The organism is Paenibacillus sp. RU5M, from assembly GCF_900221055.1.
Taxonomy (GTDB): Bacteria; Bacillota; Bacilli; order Paenibacillales; family Paenibacillaceae; genus Paenibacillus; species Paenibacillus marchantiae.
In genome coordinates this window covers 142,468-165,706 of record NZ_OBQM01000005.1, presented here as the reverse complement: position 1 = coordinate 165,706, position 23,239 = coordinate 142,468, and the positions used below count along the sequence as shown (strand labels likewise).

Below are 23,239 nucleotides of genomic sequence, written 5' to 3'. Positions count from 1 at the left end.
AACGACCGTACAAGCTGTACACCCGGCATATCTTTAGGGTGACCTCCTCTCAAGGAGGTCTTTACCGGTGGAGCTTCGCTGCAATTTAAGGTATACTGTCGCAGGGGAAGACAAGCCCACATGCACGAATACTGCAATCATTATTACAATATGCGATAGGAGTTTTTACATGAAATTACGTACAGGACGACAGCGCCAAGTTGCGGTTATGCTGTCCTCACTTATGATATGCGGAGCTTTGTTATCCGCTTGCCAGGACGGTTCGGGCTCAGAGGAGAACCAGAATCTGAACGCAGCAGGAAGCGCACAGCAAGAGTCGGACGGTACCACGGTTCATTTGACTGAGGATACTGGCAAGGATGGCAATAACACAGGTGGGGATGACAGCTCATCTTCGGACAATAACAATGAAGGTACAGATAGTGGTTCCGGCAATGCTTCAACTGGGGGAGAAGGTTCTTCTGACGCAGGCAATGGAGCCACAGCAGAGGATCCCTTGATGGAGAAACGCAGCATTAGCGCGCTGCAAACGACGATTGATGCACAAGCGGTAGTGACCAATTCAGAAGCGATGACAGTGATCGTTAACAAACAGCGCAGCTTGCCAGAAGGATATGAGCCGGATGATCTGGTTGAGCCTAACGTACCGTTTTCCTTTGACGGTCCGCATGAAAAGCGCCATATGCGCAAGGAAGCTGCTGAGGCGTTGGAGAAGCTGTTCGCCGGTGCCAAAGCGGACGACATTGAGCTTCGTGCGGTATCTGGATATCGTTCTTATCAGCGTCAGGTTTCAATCTATAACAACAATGTCAAAACCAAAGGTAAAGAATACACGGATCGTGTAAGCTCTGTGCCAGGCCACAGCGAACATCAGACCGGACTAGCGATTGACGTTTCCAGTCCAAGTGTAGGCAATGCCATAGAAGAGGTGTTTGGCACATCGAAAGAAGGCCAGTGGTTGGCTGAGCATGCAGCAGAATATGGGTTCATCATCCGTTATCCAAAAGGTGAGGAAGGGATAACCGGTTATGTGTACGAGCCATGGCATATTCGCTATGTCGGCACTGATCTGGCTCCTGATGTTGTGAAAAGTGGACTGACACTTGAAGAATACTTTGATGAGGCTAATATCAAGCTGTAAGCCTGGTGCTTCATCTTTTGATTGAAGACTAGGATCTCAATTTCATAGAGCCCCTGAATGATTCACCCTTGTCCAAGGCACGGAAGATCACTTCAGGGGCTTTTTGGTTTGAGCTAAATTCAGTTATATCCTATTTTATTTGCTTGTTCAGCAGGTCGGCAGGCTGATATAATTCATGTTTAATCAGGAGTTCAAATCACATGTAAAGCGAGGGAAAGCAGAATGAACAGACAGCAGGTGTTTACCGGTTCTCCATGGGAGCCGCTTGTAGGATATTGCCGTGCCATTCGTGTTGGCAACCGAATTGAGGTTGCGGGTACTACAGCCATGCAGGACGGTGTTGTGGTTGGAGCAGGTGATCCATATGCACAGACGAGATTTATTTTGCAGACCATCGAAAATGCACTGAAAGAATTGGGAGCAGACATGTCTCATGTCGTGAGAACCCGCATGTTTGTTACCGACATTTCCCGGTGGGAAGAAGTGGGCAAGGCTCATGGTGAATTTTTTGGTCAGATCCAGCCTGTCGCCACGATGGTAGAGGTTAGTGCACTCATTGACCCTTTGCTGATGGTGGAGATTGAGGCAGAAGCGATTGTTGAAGCAGAAGCTGAAGTTGATGCCGAAATAACAATAACGGAATAGAGCTATTACGTACATATATATATAAATGCAGGATCGAGAAATAACCTTACCCCAACCTCCATGAAGGAGGAATCGTGGGATAAGGTTATTTCTGCATTAATATAGTGTGGTCTAGATCTGCTGTGCTCTACGCATAAAGAAGGCTAGCCTTCTTTTCTGGCAGCTTATTTCGCTTCAGGTTGATCGGCTGGTGTTTCGATTACTACTTTCCAAGCCGTTCCGATTGGAGGCAGGCTGCGAGTCAGGACCGGGCTATAGAAACCAATCACTTTGGCCCCTTTGGTCAGTTCCTCTGGTTTGATCGTTTCCCCTTGATGATTCACCAGTTCTGTATCTTTGCTAATGTTAAGAATAACATGGTCAGGTGCTGTCTCTGTCAGACGGGAGCCGGAGATCTCGATCTGAGTATCATTATCTTCTGTTGTTTTTACATTTTCAATCGTACCTGCTGTACCCAGAACTTCTTTTGGTTGTGCTTCGGATTCCGAAGCAGCAGTATCCAGTACAGTGACTTTGTAAGTAGGTGTTTGCGGCGGTAAACTGAGGGTTGCAATCTCAGAATGCTCAGCTTCAACGTTCATGCCAATGGTAAGATCAGTAAGCTTGATATCTTTGCCATCTGCGGATTTGAACACGGTATCTTCACCAACATTAAGGACGATACCATCTGTACCTGCACCGCCGATATGGATGGATTGATATTTGCCTTCACTGTTAATTCCCGTAATGACCCCACGCTCAGTAACAGTTTTCACTTCCTCTTCACTGGAGATGGTTACTTGGTTACCTTTTGTATTCACTTGTGCGTGCAGTACTTTATCTGCAAAAGAAGCGGGTACAAACAATGTACCATTTGTGATTTCAGGTGCTGTTCCCAGCTTAAGCAGCATTTTATTAACTGAATACTGGTCTTTGCCTGTGGTGACGAGTGTCCAGAGGGTACCTTTTGTCAGCTCAGCAGATTTGTTTTCTTTGTTCCATTTCAGTTCAATGCCAAGTGCTTCTGTGAGATCACGCAGCGCGATCATGGGTTCTTGACCATCTTTGTTCCAATAGCCGTCAGCCATCGGTGCTCCGTTCACAGATACTTTTACGGCTTCAGTTCCTTTGCTGTCGGCTGATACGGAAGTTGAATTGATGGGCTGAGTGCTGTCCAGGTTTGCAGCGTATGCGGCTCCCCCGCCCAGGGCCAAGGACAGGACCATCAGGGCACTAACTTTTTTCATGTTGTTGTTCATCGTTGATTTCATCCCTTCTCATCTTGGTTATGACGCGGTAAACTCCTATTAAGGCCACGTTCCAACCTTATAGACGGGACAACTTCGTCCAGTGTTGCACTTTGAGGTAATTAATGTGAGCAGCATGTTAGTCTATTATTTGAAAAACAGACCAATAGCCGGTTATAAGAAGCGGGATGCGGTTAAGGATCAATAAGTGGAAGACGTGTGATTCAGATTTTGAATTAACCTAGGATTACATGGGGTTGTGGAGCATCCAAATATGAGGAGGGGGGCAATCATATGAGTGATATGTTGGTTGCGCTTTACCATTTGCCAGAGCAAGAGAGTGGACTTAAGAAGTTGGAGGAGTCCTCCATTGTCATCCGAAGAGCCATCGCACCAGAGAAGCAGGTTGTGCTGGATTGGGTGAGATCCCATTTTAGCCAGCCCTGGGTGGATGAATGTAATGTAGCTTTTGCACGTCAACCCGTGACTTGTTATATTGCGCTTGAGCATGGGAAAATGATCGGCTTCGCTTGTTATGAAGCAACGTGTCGTAATTTCTTTGGTCCAACAGGTGTTGGTCAGGAGGCACGGGGCAAAGGTGTCGGTACAGCGCTGCTGTTGGCCTGTATGCACGCCATGAAGACAGATGGTTACGCTTACGCGATTATTGGATCGGCGGGACCCGTTGATTTCTATGCTCAGACCTTGGGGGCCGTGAAGATCGAAAATTCAACACCAGGGATTTACAAAGGCATGCTCCGGGCAGACTAGACGATATTCATGTTCTGGAAAAGGAAGGGAGGAAGAAGATGAGTACTAGCAAAATGTTGCATATCGGCATGATTGGCACAGGCTCCATCTCGGATCTTCATATGAGGTGTTATGCCAAGAACGAGAATGCCGTCATTTACGCCATCTGTGACCTGAACGAACAGCGTGCAGCCGCGGCTGCTGAGAAGTATGATGCACAATCCGTGTACACTGATTATCGCGAGATGCTGAAGGATCCGCATGTGGATGCCGTTAGTATCTGTACGTGGAATAATACGCATGCCGAATTTGCCATCGCTGCCCTGGAGGCAGGTAAACATGTGCTGCTTGAAAAACCGGTAGCCACCAATGTGGAAGATGCGCTGCGGATCGAAGAGGCTGTGAAGAAAAGCGGATGTACTTTTGTCGTGGGATTTGTGCGTCGTTATGATAACAATATGCAGATGATGCGCAGTTTCATTGATGCGGGTGAGTTTGGCGAATTGTATTATACCAAAGCTTCTATCCTGCGTCGCTTGGGAAATCCCGGAGGATGGTTTGCGGACAAAAACCGTTCCGGCGGTGGCCCGCTGATTGATCTTGGCGTACATATTATCGACCAATGCTGGTATCTGATGGGCAAACCGAAACCTGTTTCGGTGAGTGGCAATACGTATCGAAAACTGGGCAATCGTGCCCATATCGAGCATCTTTCTTTTTACAAAGCCGCAGATTACAGTTCCGCTGTCAACAATGTGGAGGATATGGCGAATGCGCTGATTCGCTTCGAGAATGGGGCTTCTTTGGCGGTAGATGTGAGCTTTACCCTGCATGCACGTGGGGAAGAATCTTCAGTCCGATTGTACGGTGAGCGTGGTGGAATTGAGCTGGAGCCGGAGACGCTAATCGTCACCGAGAAACACAATACGATCCTGAACATTGAACCTCAGACAGACTATAAAGGTCTCGATATTCACGGTGCCTTCCAGAATCAGATTGATCACTTTGTGGATTGTTGTCTGAATGGTACCGAGCCCATCAGTCCCATTGCGGATGGTGTGGCTTCGACTCGGATGCTGAGCGGAATTTATGAGTCAGCCGAAAAAGGTCAAGAGATTCGTCTGGACTGATATAGAGATTAAATCTAACGTGATATTAAAGGGTGTTGTTTCTCTATCTTTTCAATGGAGAGACAACACCCTTTGGTTAATTTATTGATCATGATCAGACAAAATGGATGTATGTTTACTTTTCAAACCCTTCCAACACGATTTTGCCAATTGCAGTGCCCGATTTGCTCTTTCTGTAGGCTTCCAGCAGGTTAGCTGCATTAATAGGTTTAATCCGCTCGGCCATCGTTGTATGAATCTTGCCAGCATCCACTAGATCTGCAATTTCATTAAGTAGAAGATGTTGTTCAATCATATCATCTGTCTGGAACATCGGACGGGTGAACATCATTTCCCAAACGAGTGTTACGCTTTTTGAGAATAACTTTTGAAGTTCGGCTGGTTTTTCGAAGGGTAGAATGGAGCAAATTTTCCCCTGCGGTAAAATAACTTCTGCCATCTCATCCATATGCTCATCTATATGATTTAGCACGAAACTATATTGTACACCAGCGAGTCCGAGATCTTTAAGTTGTGGTCCAAATGGTTGATGATGGTTGATCACGTGGTCTGCTGCGTTTGATTTTACCCAAGAGACTGATTCGGGACGAGAGGCAGTTGCTATAACTTTAAGTCCAGCCAACTTGGCTAATTGAGTAGCGATCGATCCGACGCCTCCCGCTGCCCCGATAATAAGCATACTGTTACCCTCATTATCCGATGCATTTCTGGAAATGCCCAAGCGTTCAAAAAAAGCTTCTCCTGCCGTAAGGCTTGTCAGAGGTAAAGCTGCCGCCTGGGCGAAATCCAGATTTTTCGGCTTTCTGCCGACAATTCGTTCATCTACTAAATGAAACTCACTGTGTCCGCCTGGGCGCATATTGCTCCCCGCATAATACACTTCGTCACCAACGTTGAACAAATTGCAATCGGAGCCGATGTCCACTACTATTCCCGCTAAATCACGACCAGGCACGGTCAGGGATAAATCGTCCGGATGTTTGGAAAGATGTGATCTCCAATCCGTCGGATTGATAGACACCGCCTTCACCTCAACGAGTAAATCCTTTCCTGTAGGTTTTGGTTTCTCAACTTCCACCTCCTGAAATGGGGGTATATCGGTCTCTAGTCCAGGCTCGTAATATCCGAACGCTTTCATCATGATTGGATTTCCCATCGCTATAATTATCCTCCTCGCAGAAATAAGTTATATATAAAATATATAGTTTAATATCTAAAATGAATAGTAGTATCATTTTTGGTTTATAGTATCAATAATCATACTATTGGGACCGAGCTGTAAAAAAATAAAGACTCCCGTTACTCCTGAAGCAGGTCATTGGCCTGAATTCATCGGAGTGGAAGTCTTTGTGATAAGAGTTCATTTATTCAGCGGTGAGTTCTCATACCCCGGATCATCATAATCCGTATCTTGCAGCCGTGAAAGTACATTCATGCTCTCAATCGCCTGCCGGGTATCCGAAGTGCCATGGTCGTAAAGAAACGTGTACAGCAATGTCATGCCATCGGAGAATTGTTCTGTTGCTTCGTCATGATCCGCCGATTTGTAGGGTACCGGGGCCCGTTGCAATGTATAGGCATCTTCATCCTCCAGCACTTTCATCAGGTCTTTCAGCCGGTTTAGCTGTTCATCGTCCACCATGATTTCAAACGGTGTTGATTCGTTCTTGGTCTGTTCAATAAGATTATGGGTTACCGATACATAGTAATGCTTTTTGCCGTCCTGCATAATCCAACCTCCATTCTAAAATGGAAAAAAGACGCTTCTACTGTTAATAAACAGCAGGAAGCATCCTGAAACGAATGGCAATTGTTCATCTTCCGAACCGCCCAGTTACGGGAACCTTACGGGTACCGGCTTCCATTGTGCCTGAACATAGCGGACAAGCCGGGGGGCCGGACGCCGCCTTTTTGGATACCTTGGCTGAAGGACCATCCGGTTTCTGGCGCAGCCATGCTTTGCAGGTGGAAGAACTGCACTTCCAGATCGCTACGGTTTCTGTACGTTCTGTACCTGAAGATTGAGACCCCGAACTGTTGGAGGACGAAGCTGCCTGATTCACACCCGTGGTGCTGAACGCCGTGTGATTGCGAATCACCCCGCTGCCGCGCCGCTCACTGAGACGATCCTCGTCTCGTTCATCGAGTACTTCAAAATCACGCCGATCACTTTGACGGATCGCGCTGCGCTGATCTGCACCACGCTGAACTGGACTCACCGCATCGCGTCCCTGTAGCCGCGAACCTGAACGGGCGTATGCTGCATTTCCATTTCTAGTTCTACTCTCATTACTGTTAGCTTTACCATTCGTGTTCCCGTTTCCCTTCCAGTTGCTGCTAACGCTGCCGTATGACGCGTGATTGCCAGTCTGGCTTTCCTCGCGTTTTTTGCGTTTGTCTGGTACCTCCATGCCGAAGGCCTCCAGCAGAAAGCGGGAAACGTCCGCCGGTTTTCCGTGATGACTGGCGGGAGAAGTGATGTATAAATACTGTTTGGCCCGTGTGATTGCGACATAGGCGAGTCGTCGCTCCTCTTCCAGAGCCATGTCCAGTTCGGCATCGGTCTGCTGTACGGTAAGAGCAGCCTTCTGGTCTTCAGGGATATCCTGCCGCAGTGCCGTGCTGTGAGGTACGATTCCTTCGCTGGCACCGATCCAGTATACACATGGGAATTCAAGTCCCTTGGCCCGGTGAATCGTCATCAGTTGGACTGCATCGCTGTCCTGTGAACGGCGCAGTGATTCCATCTCGCGGTGTCTGCGGGACAGTTCATCGGCGAATTGGATGAACTCTTCAACGGTTTCGAATTTTTTGGCTGCAGCTTCGAATTCGTCCAGTGTCTCCAGCATCGTTTCCTTATAATGAGTAAAGATGCTTGGATCACCGCTTTCCATATACTTGTCGTAAAACTGGCGGCGCATCTCTTGGATCGCGATCACTGGTTTCAGCTTCGTCAGTGATTTGATCAGCTTGATGCGCTCCTTGACCTGTTCCTGCTGAAAAGGCTTCAGCTTGTCCCATTTGGCCAGATGAATGAGCGGATATTTCTTCGCTTGCTGCTCTTCACTGCGCTGAATCCACTCCAATCCGGCATCGCGGGATACATAGAGAGGCCCCAGCGCACTTGGCAGAGCATCTACAGCGCGTGGGTTCAGTGACAAGCGCATATGATCCATTAACGGTCGAATCAGTGACTGGTCATAGAAGACCGGGGAAGCACCATGTTGTACAAATGGCACATCTTTCAACACAAGCTGCTCAAATATAGCCCGACTGCTGCTGGCTGTCCGGTGCAGGATCGCGATATCCCGATAGGTATGCAGACCTTCCTCAACTTGCTGACACAACTGGTTAACAACCCAAGCTGCTTCTTCCTCGGTATTGGAGGGGGTGGCAAACCGAGGCGCATCTCCACGATGCCCGGCTGCGCGCAGCCGCTTGTCACGTCTTCGTTTGTTCCGGGCAACCAATTCGCTGCCCAGTCCCAGAATACGCGCATCGCTACGGTAATTGATATCCAGCGTCACGATGCGTGCACCGGGGTAAACTTTATCGAATTCCAAAATGGATTCCTGCCGTGCCCCATTAAACGTATAGATCGTCTGGTCATCGTCTCCCACAACCATCAGGTTGCGGTGGGCGGCAGCCAGTTTTTGTACAATTTCATATTGGAGACTATTCGTATCCTGGAACTCATCGACCATGATGTACTGAAAACGCTGCTGAAGCGGCCCCAGTACAGCAGGATCACGAAGCAGAGCGGCAGCTCGCAGCAAAATATCATCAAAATCCATTTTGTTGCGATCCCGCTTCCAGGCTTCATAACCAAGGAGAACACGTTTGGCATCTCGTTCCTCCTGTGATTTTTCGGGAAGATCGCTTGTTTCTGAGCCCTGCATCTTCCAAGCGGACAGCATAGCCAGCAGACTCTCAGGCTGAAACGCCTCACTCATGCCATTCTGGCGCAGAAGCATCTTGAGTACCGTATGCTGCGCACGGGACTCTCCAAAAATCTCCTCCTGCACGCCGTAATGACGCAGCAGCGTCAGAGCGAACGAGTGAAATGTACGGGCCTGCACCGCTCGTGCGGCTGCGGGACGAATGCCAGGCAGCGATGCGATGCGGTCTTTCATCTCAGTGGCAGCTTTGTTCGTGAACGTCACCAGCAGGATGCTTCCCGCGTGAGCACCACTAACCTCCATCAGGTAGCCAGCTCGTGCAGCCAGTACGGTTGTTTTGCCGCAGCCAGCTCCTGCGAGAGTCAGCAGGGGTCCTTTGCCGTGGCGAACCGCTGAGATTTGGGGTCCGTTCAGACGGATGCCTACCTCTTCCAGAGAGCGGAAATAAGGCGCATCCCGTTCATCGCTTGCCACGAGTTGCCTACTGGTCTCCAGCGGAGCCGAAGGGGATTGGGGCAGGGATGCCGCGGGGGTAACCCCGAGCGGACGGGGGTAAAACGTTGAGTTCGGACTTAACATCATTCATCCACCTCTATATGCATTCAGGGATAGGACTATCCCGGCTTAAAAGTAATTCATTTGCCCTTTTCACAATCACATTGTAAATTGGTATGATAGGGATAACCGCCCAAGTAGGCGGATCAGCAGGGCCAAAGCTTCATTATACCCGAACGTATGGTCCTGACGAAAGCCCCCGAATTCATCCAGCATCGGCAGAAAACGGGCATTCACGCCAGATTTCGCAACTTTTTGGCATGATATCGTATAAGTTATATACTATAAAAAAATCAAATGAAAATGGGTTTTGGAACAATTGATGTTGAATCAAAAGGTTCAACTCTGACGGGACAGAGGAGGAGAAGTCATGAAACTGCTTCAGCGAATTAAGAACGGAGCAAACAAAGCAACAGAGCGTGCCCAGCACGCCGTTGAAATCGGAAAAATAAATAATCAGATTGTGGGCTTGCAGCAGGAACAGGAAGTCCATTTTACAGATATGGGTCGTATCTTCTATGAAGGTTATCGCGCACAGGACATGACGCGTGCCGAAAAAGAGATGGTGGATCTATCGGGGCTGTGCGATGAATTGCAGGATGAGATCGATGGTCTGCGCAACAAGATTGCACAACTCAAAAATGAGCGCTTATGCGAGTGTGGACACGTCGCTTCACTGGATGCCAACTTCTGTCCGAAATGCGGACGCAAGTTGGGTGAATTCAAACCCGCAGCAGCATCTGTAGGGGCGACAAACCCTGCGAGACAGGAAGCAGCTGTGGCCCAAAGCCCGGAGGGACCAATCTATGATGCGCCAGCTGAAGAGGAACTGGAGGAAGCTGAGCCGTATCACACGGTAATTCCGTCCATTGCGGACCTGGAGACCGAATCCGAATATAACAGTACGGAATTTACCCAAGAGGAAAAGGAAGCGTTCGATGCCGAGTGGGAACGCCGTCGGGATGAAGAAATGCAACGGGAGCGCGAGCGCCAGCAGGAGCTGGATGAGCGCATTCGGTACTGGAAAGAAAATAATCCGATCGTGAACACGGTGGACGTACAGACGGAAGTGCCACGCGAAATGGTAAATTGTCAGATTTGTACAGCAGAGCTGCCCAAAGGTTCGAAATGGTGCCCACGCTGCGGAGCAGAACAGATTTGATGCAGTAGAAGCGCTGCCGAATCAATGTGTGGCAGCGCTGGTTGCTTACAGCATGGGGGGACGGGAATATGGACCAACTGCTGCATCATTTGCGTCATCTGGGGTTTACCGAGATGGAATCTAAAATTATGGTGGAACTCGCTCGCCAAGGCTCAGCCTCGGGATATGAGGTTGCGAAAAGGCTGGGTGTGTCCCGTTCCAATGTATATGCCACCCTGCAACGGCTGGAACAGCGGGGATTCCTGCGTTGCAGCGCAGGCGAGCCCGCGAAATACAGTGTCTTGAAGCCTGAGGAGATGACAAGCATGATTTCCGGTCAGATGCGTGCATCCCTTGAATATGTGCAGAGCAGTATGCCGCAGCATGAACCTGAGAAGCCGGTCTTTTACAATATTGAAGGCGACAAAAATGTATTTGAGAATCTAAGCCGTGAACTTGCTGAGGCTAAACATGAGATTGTGGTGGACGTGTGGCGTGAGGAAGCGGAGTTGTTGCGTGCCGACTTGCAGCGTGCCGAAGACCGAGGCGTGCGCCTGTTATGGTCATGTGATGGTGGAGAGGGTATTATGGATCAGCCCGCTCCTTGGCCTGGTTTGCCTTCATACGGAGCAGGGAATGGCCGGAAGTTCTCTTTAGTGGTCGATCGTCGTTGGTGTATGTTAGGGATGCGCGGGGAATCTTGCGCCACTCAAGCGATGGTGACAGAACATCCGGTCATGACCGGACTGCTGTTGAATCATTTTGCTCAGGAATTGGTGTTGTATGAACTGGAGCAGGACATGGGGGAGGAACTGGAGTCTCGATACGGGCCTCGATACCAAAACCTCTCAGCGCGTTATTGGTCAGTACCTTCAGATATCCTATGAACTCCAAAATACATGCTTAAAGGAAGCAGGCGTTGCCATGAGGCAGACGCCTCTTCTTGCTAGTTAACAGAAGCAGTGATGTTCATCACAGCAAATGTTCCCTGTTGAGCTAATGTAATAGGGTATGAATTCATGCTATTTTTGAGAAAATGAAGCTATGAACGTAACTTTATCATAGGCAAAATTGGTTAGTTTTTGGGCACGTGAACTAACGCTTCAAGTACATCGATATAATATTCCGTACCGTGTGGCACGAACTCGGCTGCTCTAATCTCGCGCATGTGACGTGTTTGAACGTGAAGAGGAACAGAGTTACTATTTGCCTGATCCGCCTGGTCGGACGCTGACTGCACGGCTTGCACTCCTGCGGCTTGAATCACATGGGTTTCGCCACGGAACAAGGCAATCAAGTCATCCAAAGGTACTTCGTATAAGCTGTCGACTTCACTTGCCTGCAAGGTATAGGCTTCGAGAGGCTGGTTTAAGCACAGTCCAAAGACAGAGCTGAATTCCCGATCAATAAAAGGTACACCGCGAACCTGCCCTTCAAGTTGCTGTCTTGCTGTCAACAGGTAGGTCAGCGTTTCAAAAGGTGCTTGCACGCCCAGTTCTTCCTCCAGCTCACGACTGGCTTCATGCAGCTGTTCGCCTGCTGTGAGATGCCCTGCTGCGGTAATGTCGTAACATCCGGGGAAGGTATCCTTGATATCCCGTCTTCGCTGAAATAGAACCAACCGCTGTGAGCCTTCGTCCCGCACGATCCAGCAGTGGAATGAACGGTGCCAGAATCCCTTGGCATGAACCACGCTGCGCAGCTCTGTACCTATCCAATTTTGCTGATCGTCGTAAATATCGAAACGTTCTGGGGTCATGATACGTATCTCCTTATATAGCAAGTTTTAAAGTTCAAAATTTCACAAAGTATGTTTTAAACGAAAGGGGAACCATCTTATGGAATGCATTGTACACTTTCAGGTCATTTATCCGCAACCTCAGGAACGTAAAAGTCTTAGAGGATTGATTATGGTAGGGCAAGGTCAGGAACCGGCGAATAGCCAGCTAACAACGATGTTTAAGGATATGGGATTCAACGTACGTCTGGAAGACGAGAGCCAATTGTTGTTTAAACCTGTGGATGCGTCGATGAATTTTGATTATATCCGGGTAACAGAGCTCGATACCGGGGAAGAGGTTTATAAGGAAGATCGGGATTTGAAGTCGATTTTGGAGCACTTGTTGCCGCGTCGATTCTAGTTTGTAAGCATGGTGAGCGTAAGATAATAATGACATTAGAGCAACATACCTGCTTGTGAGATAAAGAAAGGCCCCACCTTTACGGTGAGACCTTTCATGTGGTTGCCGATTTGATTCCACCCGCTCCGTGCGGGATTGCAACAACACGGATGAAGAAGCATGACGGACAGATCAAGCAGGAGTTTTTTTACATAAGCCTTTATATATTAACAATTATCCACTACTGTTCTCTATAGAGAGTTTGGGTACACTGTAAATTCTGATGCACTTCAAGCATGGAAACGATTAAGCCGTTGCGCCGTTACCTTCAGCTTCCAGCTCTGAAGTACAGTGCGAACAGCGAGTAGCCGCAGCCGGAATTTCGGACAGACAATATTTGCAAGCCTTGGTCGTTTTTTGCGGCTCGGGCTTTTTGTGTTCTTTGCTTTTGATGTAATTGATACCCTTCACCAGCATGAAAATACAGAAAGCGACGATGAGAAAATCAATCATCACGTTGATGAACTGCCCATATGCAATCACCGTAGCGCCAGCCTCATTGGCTTGAGCGAGAGTTGTGATCTCCTGTCCACTGGCAGTTTTCATATCCCAATCCAGATTAATGATTTTCTGACTGAAATCAACACCCCCAAGCAGTTTACCTACCGGTGGCATGATAATATCATTCACGAGGGACGTGACAATTTTACCAAAAGCAGCCCCGATTATGACACCTACTGCCAAATCGATGACGTTGCCACGTACAGCAAATTCTTTAAATTCCTTTAGTACGCCTTTCATGTCTGCAAATCTCCTTTACCAAATATATTCATAATACAGGCGGCGTTTCCATCGATTCTCCGTTCGGACACGCGCTTCCGTTCTCATATTGTACATAAAAAAACCGCAGCAATCATCCCTTCAATGCAAATTAAGACAAGTTTCCGCAACTTCCATGAAAATACTTCTTTATTTCACAGCGCCGATTCGGTATACTTCTAACATTATCAGTTCCGTTCATACTTTTACATTCAGGTTCGCGATCATACATTGTAACGAATCATGGAGCTCTAAAAATTTAATATGCCGACTCGTATATGTGCAGGAATAGGCCTGCATGTTTCTACCCGATCACCGGAATGATCGGACTACGGGAAAGATCCTGCAACGTTGTTAAGGTATGGAGAGAGATGATTATCGGGCAGTATGTCTGAAAAAGGATGTTCAAGTAGCTTCATATCCCTTCTTGAATAGGGAGTGAGGTTTGCTCTGAGTTATCCTGTTATCATGCTCTTCCATTACACTACACTTGCAGTATCCATGCGGCTTGTCCACATATGTACAAGTCCGTCTTTTCCCGTCTCCGGTTTTTCCGCAGCGTGTAAAAAGGCGGGCTTTTTGTTTTTTTACAGAGGGGATCGAGGTCATGCAGGCTTCTGTACGGGAGGGCGCACAGGGGGAAGAATTACGATGCAATTGTTAAAAGACAAGGTAATACAGGAAGGCATTGTCCTGTCCGAGCAGGTACTCAAAGTGGATTCATTCCTGAACCACCAGATGGACCCGGTTTTGATGAAGGAAGTCGGTAAGGAGTTCATCCGCCGTTTTGAAGGGGAGAACATTACACGTGTCCTGACGATTGAATCCTCAGGGATCGCACCAGGCATCATGACTGCGCTGGAACTCAACGTTCCGCTTATTTTTGCACGGAAGCAGAAGTCACTTACACTCACGGAAGACATTCTGGTTGAGAAGGTGTACTCCTTTACCAAGCAGGAGACCAATGAAATTACAGTTGCGAAGAAGTTCATGCAGCCTGGTGACCGTGTACTGATCATCGATGATTTTCTGGCCAATGGCGAGGCAGCATTTGGTTTGGCACGCATTGTGGAGCAAGTAGGTGCTGAAGTGGTTGGTATTGGCATCGTGATTGAAAAGGCGTTCCAACCAGGAGGCCGCTTGCTGAAAGAAGCAGGATACCGTGTGGAATCACTGGTTCGCATTGGGGCGTTGTCAGACGGGAAAGTTACGTTTGCGGACGAGGAGGTCACGATCTAATATGGCACGCGAACGTATTTTTCAGCGGCATCGGCATCCGATCAAAACGTTCTCGCTAGGTCTCCAGCACGTGCTGGCGATGTATGCAGGAGCTGTCGTTGTACCGATTATTGTCAGCAAGGCCCTTGGTTTTACTACGGAGCAGTTGACCTATCTGATTGCGATTGACCTGCTCGCCTGTGGTGTGGCAACACTGCTTCAGGTATGGGGCAATCGTTTCTTCGGAGTGGGGCTGCCCGTCATGCTTGGCTGTGCATTCCAGGCTGTATCACCGATGATTTTAATTGGGATGAAGAGCGGTGTGTCTGCCATTTATGGTGCGATCATTGCTTCAGGGATATTCGTTGTATTGTTCTCGGGCATTTTTGGCAAATTGATACGACTCTTTCCGCCAGTCGTCACTGGATCAGTAGTAACCATTATTGGTCTGACCCTGATTCCGGTTGCGTTCAACGATCTCGGCGGCGGTCAGGGTGCAGAGGACTTTGGCAGTGGGGTTCATCTTCTGCTCGGATTCGGCGTATTGGTGTTCATCATTCTGATGACACGGTTCACGACAGGATTCGTTCGTTCCATCTCGGTGCTGATCGGCCTTCTCGTGGGCACAGTGGCAGCAGGGCTTATGGGTGAAGTGAACTTTGCGCCAATTCGTGAAGCAAGCTGGTTCCATGTCGTGCAGCCGTTCTACTTTGGTACGCCGACATTTGAGATTGTACCGATTCTGACCATGATTCTAGTGGCGATTGTCAGCGTAGCTGAATCTACTGGTGTATTCATGGCTCTTGGCAAAATTTTGGATAAAGACCTGTCCTCCAAAGATCTGGCTCGTGGCTACCGTGCAGAAGGTTTGGCGATTGTGCTGGGTGGTATCTTCAACTCATTCCCTTACACGACCTATTCACAAAACGTAGGGCTTGTACAGATGACTCGAGTCAAAACGCGCGATGTTATCGTTGTAGCGGGTGGGCTGCTTGTGGTTATCGGCTTTGTACCGAAGATTGCTGCATTGGCGCAGCTAGTTCCAGGTTCTGTTCTTGGCGGGGCCATGGTTGCATTGTTCGGTATGGTGGTATCGTCAGGTATTCGTATTCTGGGCAGCCAGGTTGATTTGAACCGTCATGAGAACCTGTTCATCATCGCCTGCTCTGTAGGCATGGGTCTGGGTGTGACGGTTGTGCCTCAATTGTTCGCAGGTGCGCCGGACTGGGCACAGATTATGCTCGGTAACGGAATTATTGCAGGTAGCTTTACGGCCATTTTCATGAATTTACTCTTTAATGGTCTGGGTACTGAAGCAACGGCTGCCAAAATGGCTGAACGTCAAGCGGATGTGATTCTTGGAGATAACGGCAAGTCGGCGTAAAAAGTAAAGAGCTGAAATCGTCGTTGCCATTACCCGACGCCTTCAACATGTATATTATGTTAACTTTTAATTCCTCATGGGTTGAATAATAAATGTTGTGAATAAAATAGTTAAACGGCCTGAACTATTCAGGGGATGAATCATCTATCCTGTTAATCGTTATTGAAGGCATAATAAACGGAACACCGGAGACCTTGCTCGTTAGAGAGCAGGAGATCCGGTGTTTTTTCTTTTTTTTGCCGAAAACAAGATGGATTATTATGTAGACTCACGGGATGAATTACTTTGAGATGAAGCCGATAGTCACGTTACATCTTACAGATGCCGCATCTGTTTCTCTGCAAAGTCTCCGACCCACGGCAGCTTAAGCCATTTGCCTTGCAGACTGGTCACCACCATGAGAAGCCAGACCACCACACCAAGCAGGGACAACAGTGATGCCAGCAGTGGCCCAAACAGTGGGAGAAATGCACACAACACATGACCGACCATAATGAGGCCAAATACTGTAACGGATTGAAGTGCATGAAACAGAACGAATCGGCTTCGTTTTTCTACAGCCAGAAAGACGATTCCACCTACAAAAGTGAACAGATAACAGAGCATGCCGGCAATATTTTCATCCAGACCGCTTGATGATTTCATGGGGGACATTCGGTCCAGCCTCCTTTGTCCTTTTTAACTAGGTTATGAAGGAGGTGGACAGAACTGAACCGAATGGGACGAAATGTATCTTTGCTAGCTTAAAAGGGACATGTTCCTAATACTGCCCTGGAACATGCCCCTTTCCTTGCCTCATTATATAACTTAACGGTCACCCCGCTGGAAATGTCTGCGTGGATGTGTGGTCTTGCCAATCTTATCGGTATCATTCTCTTTAGGAACCAAACGCTCGTCGGTACGACCTTCGTGATGGTTGTCAAAAGCGAATTCCGTCAGTTCCCATTCCGTCTTGCCGAGAACGGGATCGGCCGGGAATTGTTGTCCGCGATGCAGATGTTCTTCTTGTCCGGCTTCGTTGGTATATATTCCGTCCACTTCCACCTTTTCATGCGAAAGGGGCAGCATTTCTTTATCTTTCTGATCCATAAAACAACGCCTCCTTAGATCCCAGTATTTTAACTGTATGGGTTGTCCGTGATAATATCCCCCGAATAGTTCAGTGTTATGCTGGATATATTAATTCCGTATAGAAGTATCGTATTTATAACATATGATTCGGAATTAAACTTTTTGGGCATAAAAACCGTTATAAATATTAGGTAAAATCGTCAAGTCGTCAGATACTTCCGAATATGCTACAATAAGATTATGATTCACACCGAATCATATCGGGTATTTATAGTGTCAGGTACTTGCTTAAGCAAGGGTTCCCGACCTAAAGCTTGCTTTGAGCCGCGCACACAACTTCATGGATGGCATTTAAGACTTATTCGGCATTCTCTAAACGGAGCATTCACTTTCAACGTTTTGGGAGGGAATTACAATGGCAACGAAAGGTCACAATGAGGTCAAAGAAAGTTTGAGGGAAATGACTCGGATTTTCCGTCCTAAAGATCCAAAAAAATTCGTGAAGGAGTACGTGAGAAAATACCGGATTACGGGTGGATACGAGGAAGAATTGACTTCTGTGGTTGAGCATGAGCTTGTCAAGATGGATTCTTCCGTGTCCTGAAACACACACAACTCTGATTATACTGTTCCGATATGAATAGAACCGTCTCCCGGGCGTTAAGCTCCGGCAGACGGTTTTTTTTGATTGAAAAATGATATGTACATATTTCCAACGTGTAAACCTTTCATCTAAAAGAAAACAGAATTAGCTGTAGAGCTTCGCTCCACTTTTGGGGGCTTTGTTCCGTTCCTGCTGCATATACATGGAAGTACACATATGGCAGGAAGGATGAATGCATGTGGACCCTATTTTGAAAACGAAAGAAGAGATTGGCTACATGCGGGAAGCAGGACGAATCCTGCGAAGCTGTCACGAGCATATTGAAAAGTGGTTGGCCCCCGGTGTAACGACAGGAGATATTGACGAACGGGTGGAGGTTTTTTTGGCTGAAAGAGGAGCTACACCTGAGCAAAAGGGGTACAAAGGTTATCCTTACGCTACATGCGCTTCAGTTAATGAAGTGGTTTGCCACGGCTTCCCTAATGACCGGAAACTGGTCGAAGGCGATGTGGTGACCATTGATATGGTGGTGAACAAAGACGGCTGGCTTGCCGATTCTGCATGGACGTATGGGATCGGTGAACAACGCAGGTCCATACGCAAACTAATGAATCGAACGGAAAGGGCGCTTCATAAGGCGATAGCACAGGCAGTGCCAGGAAATACGCTGGGGGATATCGGTAACGCGATTGAACGGACAGCGAGGCTGTATCGTTACGGGATTGTGAAGCCTCTTATTGGTCATGGGATCGGTCAATACATCCATGAACCCCCGAATGTCCTCCCTTACGGGAAACGCAGGACGGGCATGATGCTGACAGAGGGCATGGTCATTACGATTGAGCCTATATTTACGAAAGGCAGCTCTGGAGCAGTTGTATGGGATGAGGATGGCTGGACGGTGAGAACAGTGGATGGAAGCTGGGGCGTCCAGTATGAGCATACGGTAGCCATAACAAGTGATGGTCCTCTTATACTAACTGACGGGACTTAGACGCTGTATCTATGGCAAGCTGGTAAGGGTGCTGCATACGGTGTAAGGGATACACAATAGGTTCAGGCTCCATGCCGTTTGGTTCTATAAGGGAGCGGTATGGAGCTTTACTGCGGCTTCCAGTAGTTGTAAGAGAAACAAGCTGATGCAGGCTTTTCTGTTTTGCATAATACTGCATGTTTTCAATGTGAGAAAAATCGGCAAAAAAATCAATTTCATCACCGAAATTTGGCAAAAATTTTCAAAAGTAGAGAGTAATATTTTTAACTGAAATCGGTTACAAATCAAGTTGTGGTGCGGTTTTTTACATATAGTGAACAATTTGTGAACATGTGTCCAAAGATTGACAAAATCATACCCTCAACTTATATTTAATAAGTGATTGAACCATATAGAATGAATTGGAAGAATGCGCAGACATGCCCTTAGCAGGAAATGACGGGAGTGGTGGAAGCGTTATTTTTGTAAGCGTTCTGTATGTCGGACAGGATTACGTGTATCGTGCTGAAATGAACTGAATTAAGTTTATTTTGGGCGACAACGGCAATCTACGAAAATGTTAAAAAAGTGGGGTAGATCAATGATGAAACAGTGGCAGGTTGCAAAGCGAATTCTCCCCTTGCTGGCGGTGTTCTCTTTGCTGCTATCCGCATGCGGGCGGGAAGACTTGTCGGTAATGAAACCTCAGGGTCCTGTGGCGCAAGGCCAATATGATCTGATGAAGCTGTCCATTGCGATTATGATCGTGGTGCTCATCATTGTATTTGCTATTGCTGCGTATGTGTTGATCCGGTTTCGCAGACGAGCCGGGCAGAATGAAATGCCCGAACAGGTTGAAGGTAATTTCAAGCTGGAAGTAATATGGACAGCCATTCCGTTGCTGCTCGTAATTGTTCTGGCAGTACCGACGGTAAAAACGATTTTTGCCCAAGGCGAAGATCTGTCCAACGACAAAAATGCAATTCAGGTCAAAGTCACCTCGCATCAGTACTGGTGGGAATTCACTTATCCTCAATATGACGTAACCACCGCTCAAGATCTCATCATCCCGACCGGAAAGAAAATCGCATTCGAATTGAAAACCGCTGACGTGCTTCACTCCTTCTGGGTGCCGTCACTTGCGGGTAAAATGGACACAAACCCGGATGGAACGCTTAACAAGTTCAGCTTCTCGGCGCCAAATGAAGGCGTTTACCGAGGCAAATGTGCTGAATTATGCGGCAGGTCGCATGCCTTCATGGAATTCAAGGTAAAAGCGGTCAGTCAGGAATCCTTTGACAAATGGGTTAACGAAATGAAAGCCCCGGCGGTACTTCCGGAAGATACCCAATTGGCTGAGAAGTTCAAAACGAACTGCCTTTCTTGCCATGCAGTTGGGGATCAGGGCGGGCCCGTTGCGCCTAACCTTACAGGTATCGGCGGCAAGCAATCCGTGGCAGGTATTCTGCTGAATCAGGGCGAAGGCCAGGAAGACGGTAATCCGGTGCTGGACAACATGAAAGAATGGCTCCATGATCCACAATCCGTGAAGCCGGGCAATACGATGCCTAATCCGAAAGACCTTGGACTCACAGATGAAGAAATCGACGGAATTGCCGAATATCTGGCCAACTACAAATTGGACTATGAATAGAACAGCAAGGACGAAGAAGGGGGTACACAACCTTGGCTCATGCTCATAGCGTCAAGCGGTATAGGGGCTTGATGGATTGGATCACCACCGTCGATCACAAAAAAATCGCCGTTCTCTATTTGATTGCGGGTGGATTTTTCTTCGGAATCGGCGGCATTGAAGCCATTTTGATTCGGATTCAGTTAATGAAACCGATGAATGATTTTGTGTCGGCACAGGTCTTCAACGAATTGATTACGATGCACGGAACAACGATGATTTTCCTTGGTGTTATGCCTATTATTTTTGCACTTATGAATGCCGTTGTACCTTTGCAAATTGGGGCACGGGACGTTGCTTTCCCTTTTGTTAACGCGCTTGGTTTCTGGACGTTCCTGTTTGGCGGACTGCTCTTGAACCTGAGCTGGTTGATGGGAGGGGCACCGGATGCCGGCTGGACTTCGTATACGCCACTCTCTGGCAGCGAGTACAGTGGGACGCACGGTGTGGATTTCTACACGATAGGTCTCCAGATCGCCGGTCTAGGGACACTCATCGGGGGCATTAACTTTCTCGCGACCATCATTACGATGCGTGCGCCGGGAATGTCCTATATGCGGATGCCGATGTTTACCTGGACCACATTTATTACATCAGCCATCATTCTTTTTGCATTCCCTGCCATTACGGTAGGACTTGTACTGTTAACGTTTGACCGTATACTTGGGGCGAATTTCTTCGATGTTGCAGGTGGCGGTAACCCGGTACTCTGGCAGCATATCTTCTGGATCTTCGGGCACCCGGAAGTATACATTCTCATCTTGCCGGCTTTTGGTATTATCTCGGAGGTTATTCCAACCTTTGCACGTAAAAGATTATTCGGTTACAGCTCCATGGTGTTTGCAACTATCCTGATCGCCTTCTTAGGATTCATGGTCTGGGCGCATCACATGTTTACGACAGGTCTGGGAACAGTCGCCAATGCATTGTTCTCGATCTCAACCATGTTGATTGCTGTACCAACAGGGATTAAAATATTTAACTGGCTCTTTACGATGTGGGGCGGACAGATTCGTTTTACGGCAGCAAACCTGTTTGCTGTTGGATTCGTTCCAACCTTCGTTATGGGCGGGGTTACTGGTGTCATGCTGGCCTCAGCGCCTGCGGATTTCCAGTTCCATGATACGTACTTTGTTGTGGCTCACTTCCATTACGTTATCGTTGGTGGATTGGTGCTAGGTTTGTTCTCTGGATTACATTACTGGTGGCCGAAGATGTTCGGTCGCGTCCTGAGCGAAACGCTCGGAAAGTGGACCTTCTGGACATTCATGATCGGTTTCCAATTAACGTTCTTCGTACAGCATTTCCTTGGTTTAATGGGGATGCAGCGCCGGATCGTTACATACTTGCCGAATCAGGATTTTGACCTGCTTAACCTGGTCAGTTCCGTTGGTGCATTCCTAATGGGTGTTGGGGTTATCATGTTCCTCGTGAACATCGTAATTACAACGAGAAAACCAGTTGATGCGCCGAATGATCCGTGGGAAGATGGTCGTACGTTGGAATGGTCAATCCCATCTCCGCCACCGGAATACAACTTTAAGCAGACTCCTCTGGTACGTGGAATCGATGCGTATTGGAAGGAAAAGATGGCAGGACATACGGAGATGACACCGGCCGAACCTGTTGGTTCGATTCATATGCCATCAGCGACTCCACTGCCGTTTGTTATGTCTGTCGGTATATTCATTGCCGGACTTGGTCTCATGTTCAGCAAAGATGATTTTGGCAATGCGTTTATGAACGGATTGTTTAACAATTACATTGTAGTCATTATTGGCCTTCTGATTACATTTGGTGCGATGGCGCTGCGGTCACTCTATGATGATCATGGCTGGCATATTGAACCGGAGGATCAGGATGAGAAGGGGGTTAGAACATGACAACTCCACATGCCGAACCGGTAAACGGCAAATTGCCGCATGAGCCGGAGAAAGCAACGCTGGAAGGACGCAACAAGCTTGTCGGCTTCTGGTTGTTCCTTGGCGGCGAGACCGTATTGTTCGGAACCCTCTTCGCAACCTTTTTGGCCCTCCGTGGCCAAACGAATGACGGACCGACGGCGAATGAATTGTTTCATCTGCCACTCGTGGCTGCAGCAACCTTTATTCTCTTAGTCAGCAGTTTGACAAGTGTATTTGCCATCCAGGCTATGCATAAGGGGAAGCGCAATGCTCTTGCTCTCTGGCTTGGCATTACCGTTGTACTGGGTCTTGGATTCCTCGGTCTGGAAATCTACGAGTTCTATGAATATGTGAAACATAAAGAGTTCGGCATGACTACAAGTGCATTCAGTTCAGCGTTCTACACGCTGGTTGGGTTCCACGGAGCTCACGTTGCATTCGGTATTATGTGGATCGGGCTCATTATCGGGCAACTGTTCAGAAAAGGATTAACGGTCGTAACTGCACCTAAAGTATACGTCTCCGCAATGTACTGGCACTTTATTGACGTGGTCTGGGTGTTTATCTTTACGGTCGTGTACCTGCTCGGAAAGGTGGGGTAACACATGTCGGTACAGGATAAGAGTGATCAGCAGCCTGTGAAGCATCGTCACCGGGCGGAAGGGCCACAGAAACACGTCGTTGTTTTTATTTTCTCAATTGTCCTGACGCTAATTGCGTTCGCGGCTGCTGCCGCGGGAGGAGTCAATACGACCTTTACCATTATTATATTGGTGGTTATGGCGATCCTTCAGGTGTTTGTACAGCTCGGTTACTGGATGCACTTGAAGGATAAAGGGCATTTGATGCCGATCCTGTTCATGAGCTTCGGATTTTTCGTAGCTTTTACGTGCATCATTATGGCACTCTATTGGGTTTGGTGGTAAAAGAGATGGCGGCGGCGCAGTGTCGCCGTCTTTTCCCCTT

24 protein-coding genes and 1 riboswitch are annotated in these 23,239 nt (G+C 47.9%); of the genes, 15 read left to right on the top strand and 9 right to left on the bottom strand.

From position 1 onward, the window contains the following. Positions 1 to 169 precede the first annotated feature (169 nt). Together CRO25_RS16870 and CRO25_RS16865 are read left to right on the top strand one after the other, a co-directional pair. Positions 170 to 1,141, top strand: coding sequence for a D-alanyl-D-alanine carboxypeptidase family protein (locus CRO25_RS16870; RefSeq protein WP_072734887.1), 972 nt, complete (start codon positions 170 to 172; stop codon positions 1,139 to 1,141). Between the two features lie 222 nt (positions 1,142 to 1,363). Next, positions 1,364 to 1,786: a RidA family protein gene (locus CRO25_RS16865; RefSeq protein WP_063568364.1), complete on the top strand. Its 423-nt coding sequence runs from the start codon at positions 1,364 to 1,366 to the stop codon at positions 1,784 to 1,786. Between the two features lie 164 nt (positions 1,787 to 1,950). Here the strand turns inward: CRO25_RS16865 and CRO25_RS16860 are convergent, their stop codons facing one another. Beyond that, positions 1,951 to 3,012, bottom strand: coding sequence for a copper amine oxidase N-terminal domain-containing protein (locus CRO25_RS16860; RefSeq protein ID WP_179800941.1), 1,062 nt, complete (start codon positions 3,010 to 3,012; stop codon positions 1,951 to 1,953). 294 nt (positions 3,013 to 3,306) lie between these two features. Between CRO25_RS16860 and CRO25_RS16855 the strand changes: the two genes are divergently transcribed. Both CRO25_RS16855 and CRO25_RS16850 read left to right on the top strand, forming a co-directional pair. After that, positions 3,307 to 3,783: a GNAT family N-acetyltransferase gene (locus CRO25_RS16855; protein ID WP_079695776.1), complete on the top strand. Its 477-nt coding sequence runs from the start codon at positions 3,307 to 3,309 to the stop codon at positions 3,781 to 3,783. A 38-nt stretch (positions 3,784 to 3,821) separates the two neighbouring features. Continuing rightward, positions 3,822 to 4,892, top strand: a complete 1,071-nt coding sequence (locus CRO25_RS16850; protein WP_079695775.1) for a Gfo/Idh/MocA family protein — start codon at positions 3,822 to 3,824, stop codon at positions 4,890 to 4,892. Positions 4,893 to 5,007: 115 nt separating this feature from the next. Here the strand turns inward: CRO25_RS16850 and CRO25_RS16845 are convergent, their stop codons facing one another. From CRO25_RS16845 to CRO25_RS33685, 4 genes are all read right to left on the bottom strand, one after another. Continuing rightward, a complete protein-coding gene (locus tag CRO25_RS16845; protein ID WP_097115785.1) occupies positions 5,008 to 6,048 on the bottom strand; it encodes a zinc-binding alcohol dehydrogenase family protein in 1,041 nt (346 codons plus the stop codon). A 204-nt stretch (positions 6,049 to 6,252) separates the two neighbouring features. After that, on the bottom strand, positions 6,253 to 6,621 hold the full coding sequence (locus CRO25_RS16840; RefSeq protein ID WP_063568360.1) for a hypothetical protein: 369 nt from the start codon (positions 6,619 to 6,621) through the stop codon (positions 6,253 to 6,255). A gap of 85 nt (positions 6,622 to 6,706) precedes the next feature. Then, positions 6,707 to 9,370, bottom strand: coding sequence for a UvrD-helicase domain-containing protein (locus CRO25_RS16835; RefSeq protein ID WP_079695774.1), 2,664 nt, complete (start codon positions 9,368 to 9,370; stop codon positions 6,707 to 6,709). 75 nt (positions 9,371 to 9,445) lie between these two features. After that, positions 9,446 to 9,583, bottom strand: a complete 138-nt coding sequence (locus CRO25_RS33685) for a hypothetical protein (RefSeq protein ID WP_179132198.1) — start codon at positions 9,581 to 9,583, stop codon at positions 9,446 to 9,448. A gap of 133 nt (positions 9,584 to 9,716) precedes the next feature. Between CRO25_RS33685 and CRO25_RS16830 the strand changes: the two genes are divergently transcribed. Both CRO25_RS16830 and CRO25_RS16825 read left to right on the top strand, forming a co-directional pair. Continuing rightward, on the top strand, positions 9,717 to 10,508 hold the full coding sequence (locus CRO25_RS16830; protein ID WP_064642520.1) for a zinc ribbon domain-containing protein: 792 nt from the start codon (positions 9,717 to 9,719) through the stop codon (positions 10,506 to 10,508). A 68-nt stretch (positions 10,509 to 10,576) separates the two neighbouring features. Continuing rightward, positions 10,577 to 11,374 carry a TrmB family transcriptional regulator gene (locus tag CRO25_RS16825; protein WP_079695773.1) on the top strand — a complete coding sequence of 266 codons (798 nt, stop codon included), beginning with the start codon at positions 10,577 to 10,579 and terminating at the stop codon, positions 11,372 to 11,374. 188 nt (positions 11,375 to 11,562) lie between these two features. On the opposite strand, the gene CRO25_RS16820 is transcribed toward CRO25_RS16825, so the two are convergent. Then, positions 11,563 to 12,246, bottom strand: coding sequence for an NUDIX domain-containing protein (locus tag CRO25_RS16820; RefSeq protein WP_079695772.1), 684 nt, complete (start codon positions 12,244 to 12,246; stop codon positions 11,563 to 11,565). 79 nt (positions 12,247 to 12,325) lie between these two features. Between CRO25_RS16820 and CRO25_RS16815 the strand changes: the two genes are divergently transcribed. After that, entirely contained in the window at positions 12,326 to 12,628 is a 303-nt protein-coding gene (locus CRO25_RS16815) for a hypothetical protein (RefSeq protein WP_063567890.1), read from the top strand. A 285-nt stretch (positions 12,629 to 12,913) separates the two neighbouring features. Here the strand turns inward: CRO25_RS16815 and mscL are convergent, their stop codons facing one another. Continuing rightward, the gene (mscL, locus tag CRO25_RS16810) at positions 12,914 to 13,408 is read right to left on the bottom strand and encodes a large conductance mechanosensitive channel protein MscL (RefSeq protein WP_072734882.1); all 495 of its coding nucleotides are present in this window, start codon (positions 13,406 to 13,408) and stop codon (positions 12,914 to 12,916) included. Between the two features lie 270 nt (positions 13,409 to 13,678). Then, a riboswitch (purine riboswitch) is annotated at positions 13,679 to 13,778 on the top strand. A gap of 299 nt (positions 13,779 to 14,077) precedes the next feature. Here mscL and CRO25_RS16805 point away from each other — a divergent pair. Both CRO25_RS16805 and CRO25_RS16800 read left to right on the top strand, forming a co-directional pair. Continuing rightward, a complete protein-coding gene (locus tag CRO25_RS16805; RefSeq protein ID WP_063567892.1) occupies positions 14,078 to 14,665 on the top strand; it encodes a xanthine phosphoribosyltransferase in 588 nt (195 codons plus the stop codon). A 1-nt stretch (position 14,666) separates the two neighbouring features. Continuing rightward, complete coding sequence (locus CRO25_RS16800; RefSeq protein ID WP_076290553.1) at positions 14,667 to 16,028, top strand: nucleobase:cation symporter-2 family protein; 1,362 nt, start codon at positions 14,667 to 14,669, stop codon at positions 16,026 to 16,028. Positions 16,029 to 16,343: 315 nt separating this feature from the next. Here the strand turns inward: CRO25_RS16800 and CRO25_RS16795 are convergent, their stop codons facing one another. Both CRO25_RS16795 and CRO25_RS16790 read right to left on the bottom strand, forming a co-directional pair. Continuing rightward, entirely contained in the window at positions 16,344 to 16,682 is a 339-nt protein-coding gene (locus CRO25_RS16795) for a DUF4870 domain-containing protein (RefSeq protein ID WP_063567894.1), read from the bottom strand. A 153-nt stretch (positions 16,683 to 16,835) separates the two neighbouring features. Then, the gene (locus CRO25_RS16790) at positions 16,836 to 17,117 is read right to left on the bottom strand and encodes a hypothetical protein (protein ID WP_053779714.1); all 282 of its coding nucleotides are present in this window, start codon (positions 17,115 to 17,117) and stop codon (positions 16,836 to 16,838) included. 397 nt (positions 17,118 to 17,514) lie between these two features. Here CRO25_RS16790 and CRO25_RS16785 point away from each other — a divergent pair, with 397 nt between their 5' ends. From CRO25_RS16785 to CRO25_RS16760, 6 genes are all read left to right on the top strand, one after another. Beyond that, on the top strand, positions 17,515 to 17,703 hold the full coding sequence (locus CRO25_RS16785; protein ID WP_017690840.1) for a hypothetical protein: 189 nt from the start codon (positions 17,515 to 17,517) through the stop codon (positions 17,701 to 17,703). 232 nt (positions 17,704 to 17,935) lie between these two features. Then, the gene (gene map, locus CRO25_RS16780) at positions 17,936 to 18,697 is read left to right on the top strand and encodes a type I methionyl aminopeptidase (protein WP_063567895.1); all 762 of its coding nucleotides are present in this window, start codon (positions 17,936 to 17,938) and stop codon (positions 18,695 to 18,697) included. A gap of 580 nt (positions 18,698 to 19,277) precedes the next feature. Beyond that, complete coding sequence (gene coxB, locus CRO25_RS16775) at positions 19,278 to 20,330, top strand: cytochrome c oxidase subunit II (protein WP_063567896.1); 1,053 nt, start codon at positions 19,278 to 19,280, stop codon at positions 20,328 to 20,330. Between the two features lie 71 nt (positions 20,331 to 20,401). Continuing rightward, on the top strand, positions 20,402 to 22,252 hold the full coding sequence (gene ctaD / locus CRO25_RS16770) for a cytochrome c oxidase subunit I (protein WP_371121660.1): 1,851 nt from the start codon (positions 20,402 to 20,404) through the stop codon (positions 22,250 to 22,252). Further along, positions 22,249 to 22,875, top strand: a complete 627-nt coding sequence (locus CRO25_RS16765; protein ID WP_063567898.1) for a cytochrome (ubi)quinol oxidase subunit III — start codon at positions 22,249 to 22,251, stop codon at positions 22,873 to 22,875. Before ctaD ends, CRO25_RS16765 begins: the two co-directional genes overlap by 4 nt. A 3-nt stretch (positions 22,876 to 22,878) precedes the next feature. Beyond that, entirely contained in the window at positions 22,879 to 23,199 is a 321-nt protein-coding gene (locus CRO25_RS16760) for a cytochrome C oxidase subunit IV family protein (protein WP_063567899.1), read from the top strand. Positions 23,200 to 23,239 lie beyond the last annotated feature (40 nt).